We start from the raw sequence: 22,023 nt of genomic DNA, 5'->3' as shown, positions 1-22,023 counted from the left end.
AAGATACCCATGAGCACAATATAATGAGAAAAAATAAAACAGTCACAACAGAAGACATTCTTCTAAAACTATGCCAATCGGTATCAAGCGTACTGACTTCTGCAACTGCTTCTCCTGTTCAATACTCAGCTATGGTCCAAAAGATCAGTAAGACCAGCCTTAAGCCAGATTTTGGTTGTTTTGTTCTATTCGACGGCGGCTTTTCAGGCCTAGTTGTTATCAACTTCACTTCAAAAGCCGCTCTAGAGATCTACGCAAACTACATGCGCAACATGGGCATGCCGGAAGATGAGCTTGCCGTACTGCACACCTCTGACGAAGTGGGTGATGTTTTGGGTGAGCTGATGAACCAATTGGTTGGCGACTTTACTAACAAAGTACGTAAAGAGCTGCAAACCAACATTACCCAGAACCAACCAAAAATGCTGTCTTTGAACAAGCAAGTTAACCTATCAGTAGACACTAATCTGGATCGACCACAAGCGCGCCGTGTGACTTTCTCTACTGAAAAGAACAACATTTTCTACCTAGAGCTGGCAATGGATAAAACTGAGTTCATTCAGCTTGAAGAGTTTGAAATTTCTGAAGATGAATGCCCAGACAGCATCTTAGAAGCAACGCAAAAGAAAATGAACGATGACAAATCAGACAACAAACCGTCTGACAACGACGCAGCAGCAGACTTGCTAGACGAACTAGGCATCTAAGCCAAATTTTCGTTCTTACCTTCTAAAACACCATCAACGATTTGATGGTGTTTTTCATTTCTAGGGCTACATTCAAACCAATCACTACCATTGCTAACACGACTTTTACTTTCTGTTGCTCACTAAAACGGGTAAAATGTCGGACTTTTAAAAAAATGTGGTAATGATTAGTCAGTCGATGGATAAGAAAAGAGCCCTCAAAAAAATTGCCAAGTGCTTAGAGCTTGGAAACTCAGCCAACGTTAACGAAGCCGCTAACGCGATCAAAATGGCGCATAACTTGATGCTCAAATACGGCCTCGAGAAGGACGATATTGAATTCATCAAGATGGGGAAAACTCAATCAACACATCTGCTACCCGCTAACATTAGCTCAACCCTTCTGCGTGTCATTCGCGGCATTAATACCAAATTTGGTGTGGAAGCGGTTCTTTTAAATCACAAAGGCCTGAAGCGCGCCGAATTCATCGGAGAAGCGGATCGCGCAATATTCGCGGCCTTTGCTTTTGACATCATCTACCGTGAAATGAATGAGCATACAGGCCAATTCCGTAATAGCTTCGCCGGCTCTGGCACCAGCTCAACGGAAGTGACTCGTCGCGTAAACTCGTTTGTCTCTGGCTGGGTTGAAGGCGCGCTTGAGAAACTACCAACCATCACCCCCGATGATGAATCAAACAACAAAATCAATAACTACATTGATAAAGAATTTAAAAACATCGACCGCGAAACCTTTAAGCAACAACTAAAAGAAGCAATGAAAAACCTTACTGCTGATTATGAAATAGGCTTAAAGAAAGGTCGTAAGTTATCTGTAAACCGCCCTGTCGCTGGTGCGCAGGCAGCAAAGCGGATAACCAAATCCTAATACTGGCTTTACTTAACAGTAAATCGCTGATAAATATTTCCTTCGACGGATATACAGAACAATATGTTTGTCATACACATCGACTGTTATGACTGAAGTACAACATGGAGACAACACGTTGAAAAAAATCACATTAGCACTTGCGCTGACTATCGCTCTAACTGGCTGTCAGGCGACTCAGCGTCAAAACGCAACCACAGGTGAATCTGAAACAAACTCTGCGACACAAGGTGCACTTATCGGTGCTATCGCTGGTGCCGTAGCGGGCGCGGCAACGGGTGATGACTCTAAAGATCGTCGTAAACGCGCACTGATTGGTGCTGCAGGTGGCGCGGCTGTCGGTGGTGGTATTGGTTACTACTTCGACCAACAAGAAGCAGCATTACGCCAAGAGCTACTTAACTCTGGTGTTCAGGTTGAGCGTGTGGGCGAAAATCAACTGCTACTTCGCCTAGAAAACGGCATCGGTTTTGAATCGGGTTCTTACGCTCTTGAGCCAAGCATCCACAAAACACTGCGCGGTGTTGCTCGTATTCTGGTTGAATACCCTGACACAAGCCTAGTGATCGATGGTCACACGGATAGCACAGGTAGTGAGTCTACAAACCAAATCCTATCTGAGCGTCGTGCTGAATCTGTACGTGCATTCTTGATCTCTCAAGATGTTGCAGCTGGTCGCGCTATTGCTCGTGGTAACGGTGAACGCTACCCAATCTGTGACAATGGTACATCTCAAGGTCGAGCATGTAATCGTCGCGTAGAGATTCAAATTCTACCGCTGAAATAATCTCGATTAAGCCCAGCCAATCGCTGGGCTTTTTTATAGGAACTACCGATAAAGATGGATCTATGTTGCACAAGCTCACTTTAATCCCCCTACTTTTTTGTCTTCTTAGCGCCCAATCATTTGCAGAGATAACACAGCAAGAACTCACTCAGCTTCAAGAGAAGGCCAACCAAGGCAACTCAGAAGACGAGTTTCGTTTAGCACAGACCTACTTGAATGAACCGAGCATCAAAAACGAAGAAGAAGCTTTCTATTGGTTTTCTCAAGCTGCAGAACAAGGCCACCAGCAAGCTCAACTGCAAGCTGCTGATATGCTGGTCAAAGGACAAGGTACTCAGAAGGATATTAACGCTGCTGCCCTTTGGTATACGCAACTTGCTATAGAAGGCAATCATCAAGCGGCATTCAACTTGGGCGAGCTCTATGAACAAGAAACCGAGTCGTTTGATGCGCTTGACCAAGCTGAGCTGTGGTACCGTCTAGCAAGCTCTCAGATCCCTCAAGCTCAACAAGCGTATGAACGCGTCCTGCAAGCACAATTTAATCAGCGTCGCTCACAACAAGTTTCATCATTTAAAGCGCTTGATGAGCAATATAGTGAGCAAGCCACAACCCAATTAACTAATTCGTCTTCCGTGACAACATCGCAGACGACCCAATCTGCGTTTCAGGCTAGCCAACAAAGCAAAACCTCTCACAATTTAATTATTGGCTTAGCGATTGTTATTACTCTGCTACTCGGTATTACGGGCTTTCTAGTCGCCAAGCTGCGTAAAAATAATCAAACGAAAACTGAAGATATCAATCGAGAACAAATCAAGCTCAAAGATATTCAACTGAAACAACAAAAGCACCAAATCGCCACACTCTATAAAGAACTGAAGAAGCGACAAAGCAGTAAGAGCAATCACAACCTTCAGCTAGCCTGTGCTGTGTTTGGATACAAGATTTCGGCCATTCCTGAACAAAAGAAAATCAAAATTCGCTACAAGCAACTCTCTAAAATTTATCACCCTGATGGCCAAGGTAGCGATGAAGAGATGAAAAGATTGAACGCTGCCCTGAAAACAATCTTACAAAATGTTACCAAAACGTAACAAATGAAATCTTTCGGGGGCGACTTAGTGCACGGAAACCCATTATTATTGGCGTCGCAAACGATCTCCCTCTCAAAAACAGGTAACAAACAATTAACTTATTAGTACTACTTGTGTCATAATCCACGCCGAAAATACACCTGACAATACAGGTGAGGAGAGGATATGTTCACAATTGAAGGCGTATGTGATTGGTGTAAAAAGCCAAGCCTAGTAAAAAAACATGACTACCTTGACGGTAAGTCTCATTGTTCATGTGAAGAATGCAATGACATTGCAACCATGGACGTTCGCCAGTTCAATATCGGCGAAATGGAAATGAGAGCAAAACTCTCCGAGGCAACGAGAAGATAGTTACCTCAACACGGAAGTAAAAAAGCGCCAATCGAGGCGCTTTTTTGATCCCGCTAACTTACCACATCCAACCATCATTCTTCGCTACGCCATTACTTCCCTTTCGCCTTTATCCTTAAGCCCTCTTTCGCTTCTAAAGAGACCTTCTATCTAAACAAGTCACCTCAGTGCCTATACAGTACTTTTATCAAACCACTGTATAAACCTGTATAGAAAAGGTGCTATGGATCTCAAACCTTCTTAATCATGAGAAATTTTGATATTTCAGTCGAATTTAAAAACACAATTCAAAACAATAATTTAATCTAAATTTCGAGTCAGATTTCGAGGTTTTGTTCAATATTCCCTCAAAAAATTGCTTGATCTTATGCACCACAAAAACTACTGTATACACATACAGCATGTATATAAGGACAGCAAAATGATTCAAGCTCACGTAAAAGCACAACACTCTAGCCCGCTAGTTCAATGCGCATTTTCTGCAGCATCACATCTGCCGCAAAGCTCTAATCAATCTCGCCACCAAGCAAACTTGTTAGCACGTATGGCTTTGCTGTCCAGTCAAGAACAGTGGTTACTGTTTACAGCGCAGACCCCTCGCCCTTCAGCGAAAGAACTCTCTCAGTTCAACATTTGCTGTGAGCGCATCATTCACATGAAACCTTCTCGCCAAATGAGCGAAATGGAGACTGTTGAAAAAGCGATTCGCTCTCGAAACGCGAGTGCGATTGTCGCGAGCAACCAAATTGATTCATTTGGCCAACAATATTTACGTGAGCTTGCGATCCAATACCAATGCGAAGTCTTCTTTGTCGAGCACAGCACAACTCATCACGTTCACTAATCAAACACTGCCGACCCCGCTCTTTTCTGTCGAAACCAACGACAGCATTGAGCGGGGTTTTTATTTGTTATCACGAACCTTGAAAGCAGAAAGAAAAAGAGAATTGCAAAGAAATAAGCAAACGTTTGCTTTTTCTCTGGAAGCTGAATTTAGATTGGGTATAATGCCCACCTAATCGAGTGTGTTATGCACTTCTCTGTACGACGTTTGATAAAAGATAGGAATGTCTAAATGAGCCTCGCTGATCAAGTTCTAGCCGTAAATGATGATCTACCCATCCGTACTGATAAACCTGTCCACAGTGGCAAAGTTCGCTCAGTTTACTGGTTAACCGAAGAAGATAGTCAAAGACTAATTAAAGAGAAAGGCTACGATGTTGCACCGGATGCACCGTTAGCAATCATGGTTATTAGTGACCGTATCTCTGCATTTGACTGTATTTGGCATGGCGAAGGCGGCTTAAAAGGTGTTCCAGGAAAAGGTGCTGCACTTAACGCTATCTCTAATCACTGGTTTAAACTGTTTAAAGATAACGGACTGGCTGATAGCCACATCCTAGATATCCCTCACCCATTCGTTTGGATTGTACAAAAAGCACGCCCAGTTATGATCGAAGCGATTTGTCGCCAATACATTACTGGTTCAATGTGGCGTGCATACGCAAATGGTGAACGTGAATTCTGCGGTATCGAAATGCCAGAAGGCTTAGAGAAAGATAAAAAACTTCCAGAGCTACTGATCACACCATCGACCAAGGGTATTCTTAAGGGCATCCCTGGCGTACCAGAAGCAGATGATGTCAACATCACTCGTCAGAACATCGAGCAGAACTTCGCTGCATTTAACTTCACTAAAGAGAGCGATATTGCTCATTACGAGAAGCTACTGAAAGAAGGCTTTGGCGTGATTAGCGAAGCATTGAGCAAGGTTGATCAAACCTTCGTTGATACCAAGTTTGAGTTTGGTTACGTCAATGATGCGCAAGGCAATGAAAAGCTTATCTACATGGATGAAGTTGGCACGCCAGATTCATCACGTATTTGGGATACTCAAGAGTACAACAAAGGCAACATCGTCGAGAACTCGAAAGAAGGCTTCCGCCAGTTCTTGTTAAACCACTTCCCAGATGCTGACATTCTACTTAACAAAGAGCGCATGCCTGAACGTGAAGCCTTGGCTCGCGATAACGAACTGCCGCTTGATGCGCTAATGTCACTGTCTCGCACCTACCTTGATATTGCTGAAAAGATCACAGGTAGCAAGATTGAACTGAGCGAAAATCCAAAACAAGAGATCGTCGACATCCTACGCGCTGAGTACAACCTAATCGACTAACACTCCTTTTTATCAATAAGGTCTGTTACTCAAAGGGCCGCTTATCACTTTATTACTCAAGTAACTGAGTTAATGAAGTAGATAAGCGGCCCTTTATTGTTATCAGGCTTGGCGCCGAAATAACGCCTCACCGTCTATAACTTTATCGTGAACTCCTCAGCCGAACTTCCGGTGATCACTAGGTGGCTTCGTGATTCGATGTACTCGATCTGTTCATCTTCCAACGAATATGGCATCACAACTTTCAGTTCATTGATACCTTCCAACTTTGCCAACTTAAGTAGTACCACGATGTTCGATTCGTCACTCTTTCGCGTAGAGAGCGATTTGAGTGCCTTTTCCCATAAACGATCTTCCGGAGTCGATAGATCTTTAATGCTATCTTTCCAAACTGTACCGAACACAGGGGCAAATGTGGTGAGTGCTTCTAGAAAAGTCCATTTTTTATCGCATGACGCGCCAAGAAAGTTTGTGTAATCAAATTCTACACAGGTCTCTTTTTGTTTATCCATGATGTCCCCCGACACATTGGCAACACAATATACTCTTAATATCCACCAACTTTTTCTATATAGCAATAGGATATAGAAGAATGGTCTTTTATGACCTTTTGATTGGTTAAAAAGGCATATAAAAATCAATTTTGTAACAAAAGACGAACTGAAAACTCATATATGCGTCTATTTGATTAATATTTTACAAATTGAAGTAATTCCTATTATTTCACATCCAAAACACGACTCGCTTTCTTGTATTGAATACGCCAACCAGACCAAACTGGCAGTTCCCAACGCTTAGGTGGTGTTTTACGTCCACCGCTCGAGTAATGGACATACACAAGCTTTCTTTGAGGAAGGTATTCAACATCGAGTTGGAGATCGGCCAATAATAAATGGAATGGGTATTTTTCTGCAAATTCTTCATATTCCCAGTATGGAATGCCATCAAAAGGGATGTCTTCCGCGTCGAACATCTCTAACTCATCGACTTGGCTTACACCCAACTCTTCTAACTGGGCAGCAAACCAATCAACAAAGTTAAGCTCTTCGATTTGTTGTGAGTACTCATGACTTTCACTCAGTCCCATTCGCACATACAACTGCCAATGTTTGATCTCTTGAGTTCTCTGTTTCGCGAACCCTTGTAAGTACTGCTCGCTTACCACCATGTCTATGACGGGCTTAAGTGAGAGTTGACCTTGCGCCTCGATAAGCTTGGTGTCGATCACACGACCTCCGTAAACCAAAGACATAGCCGTGAACACCTGCCCCGAGCTGTCTGATGGCCCTTCAACGACCGTTTCACCTTGCTCCCACTCCCCCAGCTCTTGTTCTACCAGCAACTGAAGCGGGATCGGCGCTACCGTTGTTGCTAAGGTCAATGTCTGCTTTACTCCTCTACCGGGCAAGCTATAGGTATCAAGTACGAGCAGAGCTTCGCTGCTGTCTGGAACTCGATTTTCCCTGCCTAACATCACTTCGAGCTGCCCATTAGCGTACGCCTCACGCCGCTTTGTTCGACGAACAAAAGCCAATTCTGGGTGCAGGCGTAAAATCTCATTGAGTAAATTGACTCTGTTGAATCGAGAAGCGACTTCCAGTTGAGGGAGCTCAAAAAGTTCGCGCATCTGTTCCGCTAAACCTTGAGCCTCCAACAGAGCTTGCTTATCAACCGTAATATGAGGGAACTGTTTTCCGCGAACGACGCCAATGAGTAAGGCAATGTCGCAGCCCTCTTTCTCCTCTTTGAACAGAGCATCCAAATGTTCTGGATTATTAGGCAATTGATAAAGTCGAGCAGGAACTGAAAGCGCGGCTGTGAGATCTATCATCGCCTCTTTAAGCGCTTTAGATTTAATCCGAGTCACAATGTCGGCATGCAAAGCATCAATCGGCAATGGATACATGCGTTGGCCATGCTCGGTCGCCATCCCCTTTTCATCTATCGCCTCCATCAAAAGCAAAGCTTGCTTCGCTTTCAACAATGACTTTTCTGGTAACTCATCTAATAGGTCTAAATCTTCAAACGTCATCTGACAACAAGCTGACGCTAACATCGGCTCAATCAACTCTTCACGTTGCATCTCTGGTGGTGTAACAAGTTCTAGAGCCGCATGATCGCCAAACAGTCGCACACACTGACCATCCATAACACGCCCTGCACGCCCCGCTCGCTGTTTCGCACTGGCACGAGATATCGCTTTCAAGGTTAGCGTTGTTCTACCATTGCGTTGAACCGTTCTGCGTTCCAAACCAGAATCAATCACCACCGCAATGTTCGGAATGGTTAGGGAGGTCTCAGCTACGTTGGTCGCCAGAATCACTTTGGTCTTTCGCTGTGATGTATCCAGCGGAATATCGGACAATGCGCGGTTGCGCTCGCTATCGGAAACCGATGCATAGAGCGGACATACTTCAATCTCTTCGATAGCATTCAGCATTTGAGCCGTTTGAATGATCTCTTTCTTACCCGGCAGAAAAACAAGAATGTCGCCCGTGCACGCCTCTAATTGTTGCTTCACTTCATCAGCAACGCGACGTTCGATATTACGGCTATCCGGTAAGTGACGAGAGTCCAACGCTCGATGTTCGATAGAGACATGATAGTTTCGGCCTTCACAAGTGATGCGTTCTGCATCGAGATAGTGAGCAAGCTTGGCCCCTTCGATTGTCGCCGACGTTACAATTAATCGATGTTGGCTACGCGCTTTCAAGATAGCCACCAACAAATCAATGTCCCAGCGACGTTCATGGAACTCATCGACTACAACGATATCAAACGTCTTTAGTCCATCTTCTACTAACCATCGCAGAGCGACACCGGGGGTGACAAAGGTCACCTGAGTCGATTCGTTGTATTTAGCGTCGAGCTTAATCGCATAGCCCACCTCTTCACCCAGCGGTTTGCCCGATGAAGTAGCCAAAAACTCAGCCAAGGAAGTACATGCAATACGTCTTGGCTCAATCACTAATACTCGACCATGTTTTGCCGCCCAAACCGGTAAACGAGTCGACTTACCAGAGCCTGTTTCAGCTTCTACAACAAGGTGATTTGAAGGAAGGAGTTCATGAAGTGCATGTTCATAAGAATCGATGGGTAGTAGAGACATAAAAGGTGTCAATAGATAAAAAATGTGAGCTAAGTATACCTAAATCTTCACTCGATATTCGAGAAGTGTGGCAAAGCAGTGAGATCATCATTTTGTTTGGTTATATAAGGGATAAACAGTTTACAATTGAATAACTAAACCGTTATCATTTTTCCGTTTTTCTTTCTCCCATATTAGGCTTCCAATGAACAACGACAAACGTCCTCTGTACATCCCATATTCGGGTCCTGCACTACTAAGTACTCCTCTTCTAAACAAAGGCAGTGCATTCACCGCTGAAGAGCGTGCTTCTTTTAACCTAGAAGGCCTTCTGCCTGAAAATACAGAAACGATTCAAGAGCAAGTTGGTCGTGCTTACAAGCAGTACTGCAACTTCGAAAGCGACATGGATAAGCACATTTACCTGCGCAACATCCAAGATACTAACGAAACACTCTTCTATCGTTTAGTTCAGAATCATATCTCTGAAATGATGCCAATCATCTACACACCAACTGTAGGTGCGGCATGTGAAAACTTCTCTAACATTTACCGTCGTGGTCGTGGTCTGTTTATCTCTTACCCGAACCGCGATCGTATCGATGACCTACTGAACAATGCGACTAACCACAATGTAAAAGTAATCGTGGTAACGGACGGTGAGCGTATTCTTGGTTTGGGAGACCAAGGTATCGGTGGTATGGGTATTCCAATTGGTAAGCTTTCTCTATACACAGCGTGTGGCGGCATCAGCCCGGCTTACATGCTACCTATCGTTCTTGATGTTGGTACCAACAACCCTCAACGTCTAGCAGACCCAATGTACATGGGTTGGCGTCATCCTCGTATCACGGGTGCAGACTATGACGCATTCGTTGAAGAGTTCATTCAAGCAGTTCAACGCCGCTGGCCAGATGCTTTGGTTCAGTTTGAAGACTTCGCTCAGAAGAACGCGATGCCACTGCTTGAGCGCTACAAAGATCGTATCTGTTGCTTCAACGATGACATTCAAGGCACGGCTGCTGTAACAGTTGGCTCACTATTGGCGGCTTGTAAAGCGGCAGGTAGCAAACTATCTGAGCAACGCGTGACATTCCTTGGTGCAGGTTCAGCAGGTTGTGGTATCGCAGAAGCGATCATCGCTCAGATGGTGTCTGAAGGTATCAGCGATGCGCAAGCTCGCTCACAAGTTTACATGGTTGACCGCTGGGGTCTTCTACAAGAAGGCATGCCAAACCTACTAGACTTCCAACAACGTCTGGTTCAAACCAATAAGAACACTGAAGGTTGGGAAACAGAAGGTACTGGTTTCTCGCTATTAGATGTTGTCCGTAACGCGAAGCCTACTGTACTGGTTGGTGTATCTGGTGCGCCGGGCCTGTTCAGCAAAGAAGTTATCCAAGAGATGAACCTTCACTGTGAACGCCCAATTGTGTTCCCTCTATCTAACCCAACAAGCCGTGTTGAAGCGACGCCAAACGACATCATTCGTTGGACAGAAGGCCAAGCACTTGTTGCGACAGGTAGCCCATTTGAGCCAGTGACTCACAAAGGCACAACTTACCCAATCGCACAATGTAACAACAGCTACATCTTCCCAGGTATCGGCCTTGGTGTTCTAGCGGTTAACGCTTCTCGCATTACCGACGAAATGCTGATGGAATCAAGCCGTGCACTTGCAACTTGTTCTCCACTAGCAATCAATGGTTCTGGTGCACTTCTACCACCACTAGAAGAGATCCACACAGTATCTAAGAAGATTGCTTTTGCCGTTGGTAAGAAAGCGATCGAACAAGGTGTTGCACTAGAGATCACTGAAGAAGCGCTACAGCAAGCTATCGACCAGCACTTCTGGCAACCAGTGTACCGTCGTTATAAGCGTACGGCTTTCTAAGCAAGATTGAAGATTATCTCTAAAGCCTCTGCATCGCAGGGGCTTTTTTCTTCATATAGACATCACTTAATCGTTCATTTTTATAAGATATTTTTGTTACTATCGACTATTCGTTAACGATGCTCAGGCGCAAGGACCCTACCTCGAGTGAAATTCAGTTCTTCAAATTTGATTGCACTTTTAAAGAAGGCGAGCAAAAAGATCCAAACCACCCTACTTTCCGTGTTTATCATTGTGTTGATTGGGGCTGCGACAGTAATTGGTATTGATTACTGGGTTTCTTGGCAGGCTAAAGGGAGAATCATTACCAAGATAGAAGACGTCCCTCAGAGAGAGGTGGCGGTTGTTTTAGGGACAAGTAAATACCTAGGTCGTACTCTTAACGAATACTATAAGCACCGTATCGATGCTGCTATCGACTTGTATAACCAAGGCACCATTAACCAGTTTCTATTAAGTGGTGACAACGCACATCGCTCTTACAACGAGCCTTGGACCATGAAGCGCGATTTGCTTAAAGCTGGTGTGCCTGAAGAGCGCATCAACCTCGACTACGCAGGTTTTCGTACCCTTGACTCTATTGTCCGCGCCAAGAAGATTTTTGATACCGATAACTTTCTAATCATCACTCAAAAGTTTCACTGTGAACGCGCACTTTTCATCGCGAGCTCTTACGACATTCACGCCCAGTGCTTGGCTGTTTCTGGGCCAACCAAACACTCCGGCTTCTATATCCGATTGCGTGAAGTGTTTGCACGAACCAAAGCATTTTTAGACCTCTACATCATAGATACCGCACCGAAATTTCTAGGTCCCAAAGAGCCGATCCAACCTAGCGCAACCCCTGAAAACAGTAATCCACAAACCGATGTGTAGAAATCTACACATTTTCGATTTGTCGCCTCACACTTTGCTACACCAAGAACAAAACACACCAACACTCCTTTATTAACTTGAGTAACATTCTGTCAACAAAGTCTGACCCTACATCAAGTCAAACACCTCGAACACAATAAGCGCCACATAGAAAATAGGCGCACCTAATAACAGAGGTGAAACAAAAGGAGCGCCCTATGACGGCACTTGTTACTACACTGAAACACTGGTTGTTCACCCGCAACAGCATGATCCTTATCGGGAATTTCTTGTTGTTTGCGACCCTGATTAATACCCTGCCCTTCGAATCGCAGGTCAACACTGGTCTGAGTATCTTGATCTTTGTTGCCGTACTTTGGCTTACAGAGGCGATTCACGTAAGTATCACGGCACTACTTGTACCGTTACTCGCTGTTGTATTTGGTGTCTTTAATACCCCTGCGGCACTAGCAAACTTCTCCAACCCAATTATCTTTCTTTTCCTAGGTGGGTTTGCATTAGCAGCGGCGTTGAACAAGCAAGAGCTCGACAAAGCGATTGCCGATAAAGTACTTTTGATTGCGAAAGGAAAAATGTCGGTTGCGATCTTCATGCTGTTCGGTGTGAGTGCAGGTCTATCAATGTGGATTTCAAACACTGCGACTACAGCAATGATGCTGCCTTTGGTTTTAGGTGTGATGAACAAAGTCGACCAACGTGAAGACCGCAATACTTATGTATTCGTTCTACTTGGTATCGCTTACTGTGCTTCAATTGGTGGTATCGCAACGCTAGTAGGTAGCCCACCGAACGCAATCGCAGCAGCAGAAGTTGGTTTGAGCTTTACAGAGTGGATGGCGCTTGGTCTTCCTATCTCTCTCATTCTTCTACCAATTGCAATGGCGATCCTATATGTGATGACTAAGCCAAAGCTGAACCACACCTTTGAGCTAGATCATAAGCCAGTTGAGTGGACCAACAGCAAAAAAATCACACTGTCGATCTTCTTGCTAACCGTGACCCTGTGGATTTTCGGTAAACCAATCAACGCAATGATCGGTGGCTTCTCGAAGTTTGATAGCCTGGTTGCTATTGGCGCTATCGTACTGCTTGGCGCATCTCGCGCAGTAGAGTGGAAAGACGTTGAGAAAACAACAGACTGGGGCGTACTGATCCTGTTTGGTGGCGGTATCTGTCTAAGTAACATTCTTAAAGCGACAGGCACCAGTGTTTTCCTTGCTCACTCACTAAGTGGTTTCCTAGAGCAGGCTGGCGTGCTTCTGACTATCTTAGCGGTCGTGGCTTTCGTGGTATTCCTGACGGAGTTTGCAAGTAACACAGCAAGTGCGGCGCTACTGGTTCCTGTATTCGCAACGATTGCTGAAGCACTAGGTATGTCACCGGTTATCTTGTCTGCACTAATCGCGGTAGCAGCATCATGTGCCTTCATGCTGCCTGTAGCGACACCACCAAACGCTATCGTATTCGGCTCTGGTCACATCAGACAGAAAGAGATGATGCGTATCGGTATGGTGCTTAACATTGTATGTATTATGGCGCTAACACTGTTCGCATGGATCTTCTGGTAATCAACACTCCTGCTCCACACAAACGGGTTGCGATTCCCCCTAGCAACCCGTTTCAATAATCAAGAGTGTAATCATAGCCTGGCACCTACTAACAACAACACAGGCATACTTTCCCTTTGGTGGCCTCACGCGCCACCTCTTTTTTTGATTCCCTTCGTTACATCCCCGCTGAATAGCCAGCCAAAACTCTAGCGTTATTGACTCACCACCACTTGGTTTCTGCCTGAATGCTTTGCTTGATAAAGTGCTTCATCTGCTCTCGCGATGGTTTCTGTCATCCGTTCCTGTTTCATTTGAGCAACGCCGATACTGCAGGTCAAAGGATCTCCATGAATCCATAAGTGTTGTCCCACAATAGTTCGAATTTTCTCAGCTTTGGCTTGGGCTTCTGCAATGGACGTTTCTGGACAAAAAACGATGAACTCCTCGCCGCCCCATCGAACTAGCTTGTCGGTTGAGCTGATTAAGCTCCCCACCACCATAGAAAACTCACGCAGAATGTGGTCGCCCATTTGATGGCCGTACTGATCGTTCACTGACTTGAAGTGGTCGATATCAAAATAGAGCATGCTGAACACGCCATAGCCCTGCTTTACATCTTGAGATTGGGCTTTAAGCCAATCACGGACAGCATGACGATTCAGTGTCCCAGTAAGCTCATCACGATTGGCAAGCTCCGAGAATTCAAAGTTCTGTTCACGAAGAGATTTGTTAACGTGTTTTAGGTGCGCATGACGTTTTTCCGCAATCATCATCCGCTTGCGAGAACGGTGTAACTCCGAAAATAAGAATGCTATCGCTGTTCCTACCCACACAAACAGCAGAATAAGAAACAAGCTTTCTGCACTGAAATATGAGCCTTCAAATTCGATACTCTTAACAACGATCTGATGCTTACCGAGTTTGGCACCCGACCCAGTTGCAAATTCTACCAAGTTGACGTTTGAATATTCCGGCGCAGAGTACTCTAGCGCGATGTCGTTATCCGCAAGCCACCAGGTCATCACTTGCAGGTTTGCAATCGGGATTTCAATCACACCACCATCGACACCAGGCTGAAACTCCATACCATTGTATTTAAAGGAATACTCATCATCCGGCGTTGAATAAGCAGGGTTGTAATTACGAAGGTAAGTTCTTAATCGACCGCTAGACTCTTCGCTAGTGTGGTAGTCGATGTTGACACGAAAAGTATGATATTGGGAAAGGTCGATCCCGATGGTGGGATCAGAATTGATTTTGATCGACAGCCCACAATAAGGCCAAGGGTATTCCGACTTGATTAACTCACAGTCCAATACATAGTGATCATCTTTTAGACTCAAGACCGATGTACTGACGCCATTATCAACCTTGTCACTTGTTGCAATAAACTCAAATTTGTCAGGCGTTATGGCCGTAATGACGCGATTACCACTTACTTGATATAGCTGAACAATCGCCAAAGTCGCCACAACCAAAAAAATGACAACCTTATGTATCCACTTCACTGGTTTTACTTCCAATCTGCTGCGCGCTACTGGCGCTCTATTCACAACATTCTACGGTCTATGCCAAGCACTCATATCTCGCCTCCAAACGTTATAGCATGGCTTTTCAAAATGTCATACTCTAATTTAGAGGGTGCTTAATAAAAGTTCGAACGCCTTATCAAGCATCAATATTACGTACCTAGCGCATCTCTATTTGGTATACTGACTGGATAATCAATGCGGCAAAGGCTACGGCTAGATCGCAAAATATAATCAAAAACGCACGAGTAATGTCATGTCTTTATTAGCGAAAGGAACACTCAAAAAAATGAGTGCTTCTCTTGATGGTACGGTTACGTATCGTCTACCGGTCGGCGAAGAGTTCGTAGAATTGAACCCTCTGATCGGCAAAACCATTAACCTCACCCACACAGGCAACATCTTCTGCTGCTCTTGCGGTAAGAAAACAAAGAAAAGCTACTCTCAAGGTCACTGCTTTGTCTGTATGAAAAAGCTAGCGAGCTGCGACATGTGCATCATGAAGCCAGAGACGTGTCACTACGACCAAGGAACCTGTCGTGAGCCGCAATGGGGTGAAGAGAACTGCATGGTTGATCACTTCGTGTATCTATCAAACACCTCGAGCCTGAAAGTGGGTATTACCCGTCATACGCAGATCCCAACACGCTGGATTGACCAAGGTGCCACTCAAGGCCTACCAATTTTGAAAGTGAAAACTCGTCAGATATCAGGTCTGATTGAAGTAGAACTGGCGAAACACATCGCAGATAAAACCAACTGGCGCACCCTGTTAAAAGGCGATGGCGATGACATCGAATTGGTTGAACGCGCGAAAGAGTTACTGCCTCTTGTGGAAGATAAGATCCAAGAGATCAAAGCTCAATTTGGTGATGATGCCATTGAGGTTCTTAATGAAAACATCACGCCACTGAGCTACCCAGTTGAGCAACACCCTGTGAAAATCACGTCACACAACTTCGATAAAAACCCAGAAGTGACAGGCGTGCTGCAAGGGATTAAAGGCCAATACCTGATTCTTGATACGGGTGTTATCAACATTCGTAAGTTTGGCTCTTACGAAGTAGAAGTGTCTGCTGAGTAACATTCCGACTCAAAGCAAACGCCCAGTGACAACAATCACTGGGCGTTTTTTGTTTTTAGGTCACTAATACATGGTATTGCCATTCGCCGTCCCTTCCGGGATCTCCTGAAGTGCATCCCAATGCTCAACAATCTTACCGTTATCATCAAAACGGAAGAAATCCATCGTCACATACTCGACATTATCCGGCCATGTTTGATGAGTATGCAGCGCGACCAAGTTACCTTCAGCCACTGCACGAACAAAGGTGATGTCTTTATTCGGGTACTCTGATTGCATGCGCTCAAAGTAATCGATAAACGGCTGTGGTCCGTTCCCCACCAGCGGGTTATGTTGAATATATTCATCCCCGACGTATTTCTCTACCGCTTCTTTAGGATTGCCTCTGTAGGCCATCTCATAAAAATTGATCGCATTTTGTTTATTGGCTTGAAGGTCTTGGCTCATGAATCACTCCCTGAATGAGGCTTTCGATTGAAGCCTCACCGTTAATTGTAAACAAGGTACTCGTGTTACTTACTATAGACTCTGGCAATCAGATCGCAGACCAAGAGCACGACTATTTTTCTTTAAGCGCCTGCTTAACGGTGCTTTTAAGATTCTGCATGAACACTTTAAAGTGCGGCATGAAATCCAAAAACAGAGGATGCTTGCGGTCTTTCATCATCACAGGGCCAAGCAGACGAAGGGCTACCGCCACTTTCGTTGCCGTTTCAGGTTCAAGCCCACTGCCCTTTTTCAAACTGTCGACAACGTTGAATAGATCTTCACGGTCTTGGTATTCAAACTCTAACGTTCTTGCTTGTTCGGTACCGACTTCTTCAATGGTGAAGCGGTACTGTTTATCTTTGCGAATTGTAGGAATCATTTTATGGCCTCTAATGTCATTGTTCTGGTGATCGTGCCCCCATCAGGCTCACCATGCCCAACATAACCAAAACTTTTTGGATAAGCGGCGTTTTCTGTGGCTCGATTACTGATTCATTCATCACAGCTTGTACAGTCATTCTCTTCTCCAGTCTTGAATTAGCTTTGAATTAAGTTGATAATGTCAACTATAGTTTAATTTGATTGATAATGTCAACTAGTTTGACTAAGGCGTTTTTATGTCTGAAGGTAAATCACTGGATAGCCTGTTTAAATTGGTACATGCCGTAAAAAGAAATGTGCATGAAAAGATAGAGGCGTTGGATCTCGATATTGCACCTATGCACGTGCGTGTATTAAAGATCATCACCAAGAAGCCGCAGTGCACTGCTGTTGATATCGCGAACTTTTTGGACCGAGATAAGGCGCAAGTGACTCGCCTGCTCAGTGCCCTAATTAGACAAGAATTGATCGTTAAAGAGCCCAACCCCGAAGACAAGCGCAGTCAATGTTTGGCTATCACCGAGCGCGGTAAAGCCATTGTTGATCAGCTAACTGAGGTTGATAGCGAGATGTTTGAGAAGATGAAGATAGGCATTGATAGTGATGAGCTCGCAACCTTTGAGCGAGTGGCTAAAGCGATGGCTCAAAATCTCAATTCGAAAGGATAAAAAACAAAGAGCGCACTATTTCGAGTGCGCTCTTTTCGTTTGATTGTGAGTCCGGATTAGTCTTTACGAAGAATGCCTTCCAACACATTGAACAGTAAGTCGATCTCTTCAATTGAGTTGTAATGCATGCAGCCAATACGAACCACACCTGTCTCTTCTATGCCTAGCTGCTTAACTAAACCAAGTGCGTAAAAGTGGCCATTCCAAACACAAATATTGTGCTCGCCTAGCGCCTTAGCTATCGACTCTGGTGAGTGATCATCAAACGTGATGGCAAACGTCGGCGTACGCAAGCTCGAGTCATGGGTTGTTTTACCGTAAAGGCGAACACCGCTTAGCTCGTTTAACCTTTGCAAGAAGTACTCACTCAACTGACTCTCATGGCGATTGTACAGCTTGTAGCTCTGCTCCAAACGCGCTCTTAGATCATCTGCCGGATCGCCACACTGCGCAAGGTAGTCAACCGCCGCAATCACACCTGCTAGGCCTTCAAAGCTCTGAGTACCGGTTTCAAAACGACCTGGACCAACATTCGTAGCAGGCTCAACTTTGTATGGCTTCAATGTATGCAACCATTGCGGAGCAACATAGGCGATACCAACATGAGGCCCGAAGAACTTATATGCAGAACACGCTAGGAAATCACAATTTAGCTTCTGTACATCAATCAAGTGATGAGGTGCGTAGTGAACCGCATCAACGTAAACCTGCGCACCTTTACTGTGTGCCAATTCTACGACTTTCTTTACATCAACAATCGAGCCTGTGGTATTGGAAGCGAAAGTGACTGCGACCAATCGAGTTTTATCACTCAGTAGAGATTCGAAGTGCGCCATGTCTAGGCTGCAGTCTGATTCATCTACACGAACTTGATGTACTACAACGCCTTTGTCTTCTGCCGCTTGTTGCCAGCTTGATACGTTAGAATAGTGATCCAGTGCTGTAACAATGATCTCATCACCCTCGTTCCAATCGCGGCTAATTGCTCGGCTCAATTGGAACGTCAATGAAGTCATGTTGGCGCCAAAAACGATGTTGCCAGAAGACTCTGCGTTCAGTAGTGCTTGAACAGACTCTCTCGCCTGCTGCATTAACCCTGTTGTTTTCTGGCTCGAAAAGTAGTGTCCACCTAGATTTGAATTAAAATGGCCAAGATACTCAGTCATTGAGGCTAGGACATTTTCAGGGACTTGCGAACCACCGGGCCCATCGAAAAAAGTAACAGGCTTGCCATTATGATATTGGCTTAACGCGCTAAATTGCTGGCGAACTTCATTAAGAGTGAAGGACATTGCGCTCATCCTTTGCTGTTAATACGAATACATCCATATGACCTACTTCATCGTGGTCAATCGTGCGGATAGGTTGAGCATTGTGCCAAAGCTTGCTGTCTGCGAGCATCGCCACTTCGCCATCTTCAAGTACTTTTCTAAAGAATGGTGCTTCGTGAGAATCTTGGTAAAGCATGATTTCACCGCCAACAATGTTATGACGGTTCACACCGATCAGTGCGATGTGGTCAAAACCATCTTGGTGTACGCCTTCAGGGGCTACTTGCGTCTCTTCGTAAATTGCCGAGATGCGAATTTGGTGAATTTCGATCTCTTGACCGTCTTTCAAACCATTCGTCTCGATGAAGAGTTCACACATCTCTTGCATGCCTTCACTCTGTAGAATGTTAGCTTCAACAGGTTCAAATTCGCGTACTACGTCGCCTTGAAAGTGATTAATGTCTTCTGATTGAACAAAGTTGTGTTTGTCCTGTTCCACAACCTGACCACCGCAAAAACGAATTACCGAGTATCTTCTTAAACGAAACTTACCATCTGCATGTTCAGTGCTTGGTAGCTTTTCAAACGAAGGTGACAACTCTTCAACGGCATGGTTGCTGAGGTGGGTAATATGTAGGGTGTTTTCGTGAGCATGTAACATCATCGACTCCTTAATGAATGTCCACTTTACTTATTTTATTTAACCTTTTGTTTACATAAATGATACGTGAAGATCTGGTTAAATCAACTTTAAACAACCATTTATTCTGCTGTAGAGATAAATTTAAAACTTAATACCAACTTGAATTCAAAAACCAGTGATTAAAACCAGTTCAAAAGTTGGGCACCTTTAAAATTCAGCACACTTCACTGGCTAGTTTTATTCACTATTTTTAATTAAAAAGGCAATGTTTAATTTGGCACGCTATTCTCAAATTTTCTGCGCAGCGTTGTGTTTTGAAGGGAATGGATGAAGAATTTGGATGAGCAGAAATGGACAAACATGATAATGATTGCCAACAAAAACGGTTACAGACTGAAATGCGACACACCTAAAGAAGCAGCAACTATTAACCATTTACACAGTGATAGCACATTGGTTAATTTATCAACTGTAAAGTATCCAAACGCCTTTGCTTGCGCGTCTGGAACAGGTCGAGTTCGGGGGGAACTCGGCCGCCCTAGCGTTACATTTACTTCCGTTGGGTATTGCTCGCTTTCCAATCTCGATAGCATTTGTCTCTTAGGCTGATATCGAGTCTGGTTGAATCAAAGCACTACCTTAAAACACCGCTAGATCACACATTTAAATTGTTGAATTTACTACGGAGTGACGATAGTAAAAGCTTCTGATAAGGTTAATTTTTTGGTTATAAAATTGTGATTAGATTTATAATTTGCCTGACTATAATATTTAGTCTTAGTGCGTGTAATAGCGTACCATTTCATGATTATTCTGACTGTTTGTTGCCTAAAGTTGCAACTAAGCCAAACTGGGCAAGTGTCCAACTCCCTGAAGATAATGAATATATATATTCTTATGGTATATCTGATGCTTTTAATAAAAGTTTCACTCAAGCTAGAAAAGAAAGTATAAATAATGCTCGTCATGAACTAGCAAATGTAATTAGTGCGAAAATTACAAGTGATTTTGTAAAGTCAACAACAGTGACAAATGTTGAAGATATTGAAATTATTAAAGAAAGTGTTAATGATACTGTCTTGGTCCAGAGCCATGTATATCTTCCGAATACATTTTCAGATGGATATTGGGTTGACTACGAATATTGCTTTTTATGGACAAGAATAAAGCTAAATAAAAAACACTATGCTGAAGCCAAAGAACAATCTGAGAAAAAGTCGTTAGATTTATTAGAAAAAAAGATTAACTCAGTAGACAAAAAAATTGATTCGGTAACTAAAAAAATATCTAAACTAAAAAAAGAAACAAGTGACAATCCAAAAAAGGAGTTAATGAATCTAGGTATTGAATACACTGATAGAAATTTATTGTTAGCTGTTCGGAGAGGCGACATACAAGCATTAACATTATTTTTAGACTCAGGAATGTCATTGGGTGATGTTGACTTACATAGCCCAATTAATAATATGTTAACAAGTCATCGGTTAGACAAGTTTGAAAGTCTATTACATTTATTAACATCTCACCCAAACTCTGATTACGATATTAATAATACTTTCTATTGGTACATATTTGAATCTTTGTCTAATTTAGAGCAAGATAAAATAAAAGCTTTGATAAAGTTTGGTGCGAAGCCTGATGTGAATTATTCCGGACTTGTGCTCTCTGAAAAGCATCCAAAGAAAAAAATGTTTCGACTATATGATGTAAACTCTTATTGTGCATTGTCAATGATTCGCCAAACCAACAACCTTCCTAAGCGAGAACAAAATATTAATAAAACGGAGAAGTTAATAAACTCCAAATTAAATTATGATTCTGATCGAATTGAGATATCTAGCTTTGATATGAAAAATTTAGGATATGATATATTTAGCTGCAAGGAAAATAAATTCATTAGAATAAATAGTGCTAAAATTGACATGAAAGAAAAATGCCTTAAACATGTTTCTAAGATTGATCATAGTTTAATGGCTGAGAAAATAATTCGTGATGCGAAGAGCAATGCTTACGATTACTCTTATCAAAATTCTGATGTGAAATTGGCATCAAAGTTCATGTCATTTAATAATCTTAGTGAAGCTGCATATTCTCATGTATATCCAGCTCTTTATGAAAATAAACAGTACAATCCGGAAATTGTCATTGAAATGTTAAAGCTTGGTTATGCAATGTCATGTGATATCTTTCAGTACTCTTTATGTTTAGAGCCCAAAAAAGATGGTGAATTTCCATTTTGTCATACATACGATAGGAATATGGTGCACCCAAATTTAAATAAAATATAGTGCATAACATATACCGTGCATTCATTTTGTTGTGGATATAAACATCTGAATTTGCTATAAATGTGCTGGGGCTACCTCCTACCAACAACAAATGCAACAGTTACAGCTTGTAAATGGTTTGCAAGAGTTGTCAGTGACTATCACTGTCGCAGATATGCGAGGTGGCTAACATGAAACCTAAAGTGGTCAACGTTAGAAAATATCAACGCTATCGCCTAGGAAAATGGGAAGATGTTTGTCAACATCTCCGCTCACTCCCTAGACGATAAG

21 protein-coding genes are annotated in these 22,023 nt (G+C 43.5%); 13 read left to right on the top strand and 8 right to left on the bottom strand.

Annotated elements, in window-relative coordinates; genetic code table 11:
• Positions 1-23 precede the first annotated feature (23 nt).
• The 7 genes from KI743_RS14040 (at position 24) to KI743_RS14010 (ending at position 5,992) form a co-directional block, all read left to right on the top strand.
• Complete coding sequence (locus KI743_RS14040) at positions 24-707, top strand: DUF3334 family protein (RefSeq protein ID WP_285466880.1); 684 nt, start codon at positions 24-26, stop codon at positions 705-707.
• 178 nt (positions 708-885) lie between these two features.
• Entirely contained in the window at positions 886-1,575 is a 690-nt protein-coding gene (locus KI743_RS14035; protein ID WP_285466879.1) for a DUF2786 domain-containing protein, read from the top strand.
• Positions 1,576-1,693: 118 nt separating this feature from the next.
• Positions 1,694-2,362, top strand: a complete 669-nt coding sequence (locus KI743_RS14030) for an OmpA family protein (protein ID WP_032549227.1) — start codon at positions 1,694-1,696, stop codon at positions 2,360-2,362.
• Between the two features lie 62 nt (positions 2,363-2,424).
• Positions 2,425-3,459 (top strand): tetratricopeptide repeat protein, encoded by a 1,035-nt coding sequence (locus KI743_RS14025; protein ID WP_285466878.1) that lies wholly within the window; start codon positions 2,425-2,427, stop codon positions 3,457-3,459.
• A gap of 165 nt (positions 3,460-3,624) precedes the next feature.
• Positions 3,625-3,813: a hypothetical protein gene (locus KI743_RS14020; protein ID WP_032549228.1), complete on the top strand. Its 189-nt coding sequence runs from the start codon at positions 3,625-3,627 to the stop codon at positions 3,811-3,813.
• A gap of 421 nt (positions 3,814-4,234) precedes the next feature.
• The gene (locus KI743_RS14015) at positions 4,235-4,657 is read left to right on the top strand and encodes a SulA-like leucine-rich domain-containing protein (RefSeq protein WP_285466877.1); all 423 of its coding nucleotides are present in this window, start codon (positions 4,235-4,237) and stop codon (positions 4,655-4,657) included.
• A 231-nt stretch (positions 4,658-4,888) separates the two neighbouring features.
• Positions 4,889-5,992, top strand: coding sequence for a phosphoribosylaminoimidazolesuccinocarboxamide synthase (locus KI743_RS14010; RefSeq protein WP_032549230.1), 1,104 nt, complete (start codon positions 4,889-4,891; stop codon positions 5,990-5,992).
• 134 nt (positions 5,993-6,126) lie between these two features.
• Here KI743_RS14010 and KI743_RS14005 read toward each other — a convergent pair whose 3' ends face one another.
• Complete coding sequence (locus KI743_RS14005; RefSeq protein ID WP_032549231.1) at positions 6,127-6,504, bottom strand: hypothetical protein; 378 nt, start codon at positions 6,502-6,504, stop codon at positions 6,127-6,129.
• Between the two features lie 206 nt (positions 6,505-6,710).
• The gene (locus tag KI743_RS14000) at positions 6,711-9,101 is read right to left on the bottom strand and encodes a helicase-related protein (protein WP_285466876.1); all 2,391 of its coding nucleotides are present in this window, start codon (positions 9,099-9,101) and stop codon (positions 6,711-6,713) included.
• 184 nt (positions 9,102-9,285) lie between these two features.
• On the opposite strand from KI743_RS14000, the gene KI743_RS13995 reads away from it, so the two are divergent.
• From KI743_RS13995 to KI743_RS13985, 3 genes are all read left to right on the top strand, one after another.
• On the top strand, positions 9,286-10,974 hold the full coding sequence (locus KI743_RS13995) for an NAD-dependent malic enzyme (protein ID WP_150894932.1): 1,689 nt from the start codon (positions 9,286-9,288) through the stop codon (positions 10,972-10,974).
• Positions 10,975-11,121: 147 nt separating this feature from the next.
• A complete protein-coding gene (locus KI743_RS13990; protein ID WP_285466874.1) occupies positions 11,122-11,850 on the top strand; it encodes an ElyC/SanA/YdcF family protein in 729 nt (242 codons plus the stop codon).
• Positions 11,851-12,047: 197 nt separating this feature from the next.
• Positions 12,048-13,418 carry a DASS family sodium-coupled anion symporter gene (locus KI743_RS13985; protein WP_285466873.1) on the top strand — a complete coding sequence of 457 codons (1,371 nt, stop codon included), beginning with the start codon at positions 12,048-12,050 and terminating at the stop codon, positions 13,416-13,418.
• Between the two features lie 194 nt (positions 13,419-13,612).
• Here KI743_RS13985 and KI743_RS13980 read toward each other — a convergent pair whose 3' ends face one another.
• A complete protein-coding gene (locus tag KI743_RS13980) occupies positions 13,613-14,908 on the bottom strand; it encodes a GGDEF domain-containing protein (RefSeq protein ID WP_285466872.1) in 1,296 nt (431 codons plus the stop codon).
• Between the two features lie 277 nt (positions 14,909-15,185).
• Here KI743_RS13980 and KI743_RS13975 point away from each other — a divergent pair, with 277 nt between their 5' ends.
• Entirely contained in the window at positions 15,186-16,013 is an 828-nt protein-coding gene (locus tag KI743_RS13975; RefSeq protein ID WP_150872136.1) for a DUF2797 domain-containing protein, read from the top strand.
• Positions 16,014-16,076: 63 nt separating this feature from the next.
• On the opposite strand, the gene KI743_RS13970 is transcribed toward KI743_RS13975, so the two are convergent.
• The 3 genes from KI743_RS13970 to KI743_RS13960 form a co-directional block, all read right to left on the bottom strand.
• Positions 16,077-16,460, bottom strand: coding sequence for a nuclear transport factor 2 family protein (locus KI743_RS13970; RefSeq protein ID WP_285466871.1), 384 nt, complete (start codon positions 16,458-16,460; stop codon positions 16,077-16,079).
• Between the two features lie 112 nt (positions 16,461-16,572).
• Positions 16,573-16,881 (bottom strand): DUF3861 domain-containing protein, encoded by a 309-nt coding sequence (locus KI743_RS13965; RefSeq protein WP_285466870.1) that lies wholly within the window; start codon positions 16,879-16,881, stop codon positions 16,573-16,575.
• A gap of 16 nt (positions 16,882-16,897) precedes the next feature.
• Positions 16,898-17,020 carry a hypothetical protein gene (locus KI743_RS13960; RefSeq protein WP_285466868.1) on the bottom strand — a complete coding sequence of 41 codons (123 nt, stop codon included), beginning with the start codon at positions 17,018-17,020 and terminating at the stop codon, positions 16,898-16,900.
• A 99-nt stretch (positions 17,021-17,119) separates the two neighbouring features.
• Here KI743_RS13960 and KI743_RS13955 point away from each other — a divergent pair, with 99 nt between their 5' ends.
• Entirely contained in the window at positions 17,120-17,551 is a 432-nt protein-coding gene (locus tag KI743_RS13955; RefSeq protein WP_285466867.1) for a MarR family winged helix-turn-helix transcriptional regulator, read from the top strand.
• Positions 17,552-17,607: 56 nt separating this feature from the next.
• On the opposite strand, the gene KI743_RS13950 is transcribed toward KI743_RS13955, so the two are convergent.
• Both KI743_RS13950 and KI743_RS13945 read right to left on the bottom strand, forming a co-directional pair.
• Positions 17,608-18,843: a cysteine desulfurase-like protein gene (locus KI743_RS13950; RefSeq protein WP_285466866.1), complete on the bottom strand. Its 1,236-nt coding sequence runs from the start codon at positions 18,841-18,843 to the stop codon at positions 17,608-17,610.
• A complete protein-coding gene (locus tag KI743_RS13945) occupies positions 18,827-19,483 on the bottom strand; it encodes a 2OG-Fe dioxygenase family protein (protein WP_150872121.1) in 657 nt (218 codons plus the stop codon). Before KI743_RS13945 ends, KI743_RS13950 begins: the two co-directional genes overlap by 17 nt.
• An 806-nt stretch (positions 19,484-20,289) precedes the next feature.
• Here KI743_RS13945 and KI743_RS13940 point away from each other — a divergent pair.
• Positions 20,290-21,753, top strand: a complete 1,464-nt coding sequence (locus KI743_RS13940) for a hypothetical protein (RefSeq protein ID WP_285466864.1) — start codon at positions 20,290-20,292, stop codon at positions 21,751-21,753.
• Positions 21,754-22,023: the final 270 nt, after the last annotated feature.

Source organism: Vibrio sp. D420a, from assembly GCF_030248625.1.
Classification (GTDB): domain Bacteria; phylum Pseudomonadota; class Gammaproteobacteria; order Enterobacterales; family Vibrionaceae; genus Vibrio; species Vibrio fortis_A.
The sequence above is the reverse complement of the archived record's forward strand: the minus strand, read 5'-3'. Positions and strand labels throughout refer to the sequence as shown.

Excerpts from the sequence above, each read along its gene's own strand:
- KI743_RS14040 (WP_285466880.1), top strand. The coding sequence starts at position 24 with ATGAGAAAAAATAAAACAGTCACAACAGAAGACATTCTTCTAAAACTA.
- KI743_RS13955 (WP_285466867.1), top strand. The coding sequence starts at position 17,120 with ATGTCTGAAGGTAAATCACTGGATAGCCTGTTTAAATTGGTACATGCC.
- KI743_RS14005 (WP_032549231.1), bottom strand. The coding sequence starts at position 6,504 with ATGGATAAACAAAAAGAGACCTGTGTAGAATTTGATTACACAAACTTT.
- KI743_RS14015 (WP_285466877.1), top strand. The coding sequence starts at position 4,235 with ATGATTCAAGCTCACGTAAAAGCACAACACTCTAGCCCGCTAGTTCAA.
- KI743_RS14010 (WP_032549230.1), top strand. The coding sequence starts at position 4,889 with ATGAGCCTCGCTGATCAAGTTCTAGCCGTAAATGATGATCTACCCATC.
- KI743_RS13965 (WP_285466870.1), bottom strand. The coding sequence starts at position 16,881 with ATGATTCCTACAATTCGCAAAGATAAACAGTACCGCTTCACCATTGAA.
- KI743_RS13960 (WP_285466868.1), bottom strand. The coding sequence starts at position 17,020 with ATGACTGTACAAGCTGTGATGAATGAATCAGTAATCGAGCCACAGAAA.
- KI743_RS13975 (WP_150872136.1), top strand. The coding sequence starts at position 15,186 with ATGTCTTTATTAGCGAAAGGAACACTCAAAAAAATGAGTGCTTCTCTT.
- KI743_RS14020 (WP_032549228.1), top strand. The coding sequence starts at position 3,625 with ATGTTCACAATTGAAGGCGTATGTGATTGGTGTAAAAAGCCAAGCCTA.
- KI743_RS13985 (WP_285466873.1), top strand. The coding sequence starts at position 12,048 with ATGACGGCACTTGTTACTACACTGAAACACTGGTTGTTCACCCGCAAC.
- KI743_RS14035 (WP_285466879.1), top strand. The coding sequence starts at position 886 with ATGGATAAGAAAAGAGCCCTCAAAAAAATTGCCAAGTGCTTAGAGCTT.
- KI743_RS13950 (WP_285466866.1), bottom strand. The coding sequence starts at position 18,843 with ATGTCCTTCACTCTTAATGAAGTTCGCCAGCAATTTAGCGCGTTAAGC.
- KI743_RS14000 (WP_285466876.1), bottom strand. The coding sequence starts at position 9,101 with ATGTCTCTACTACCCATCGATTCTTATGAACATGCACTTCATGAACTC.
- KI743_RS13995 (WP_150894932.1), top strand. The coding sequence starts at position 9,286 with ATGAACAACGACAAACGTCCTCTGTACATCCCATATTCGGGTCCTGCA.
- KI743_RS13945 (WP_150872121.1), bottom strand. The coding sequence starts at position 19,483 with ATGTTACATGCTCACGAAAACACCCTACATATTACCCACCTCAGCAAC.
- KI743_RS13970 (WP_285466871.1), bottom strand. The coding sequence starts at position 16,460 with ATGAGCCAAGACCTTCAAGCCAATAAACAAAATGCGATCAATTTTTAT.
- KI743_RS14025 (WP_285466878.1), top strand. The coding sequence starts at position 2,425 with ATGTTGCACAAGCTCACTTTAATCCCCCTACTTTTTTGTCTTCTTAGC.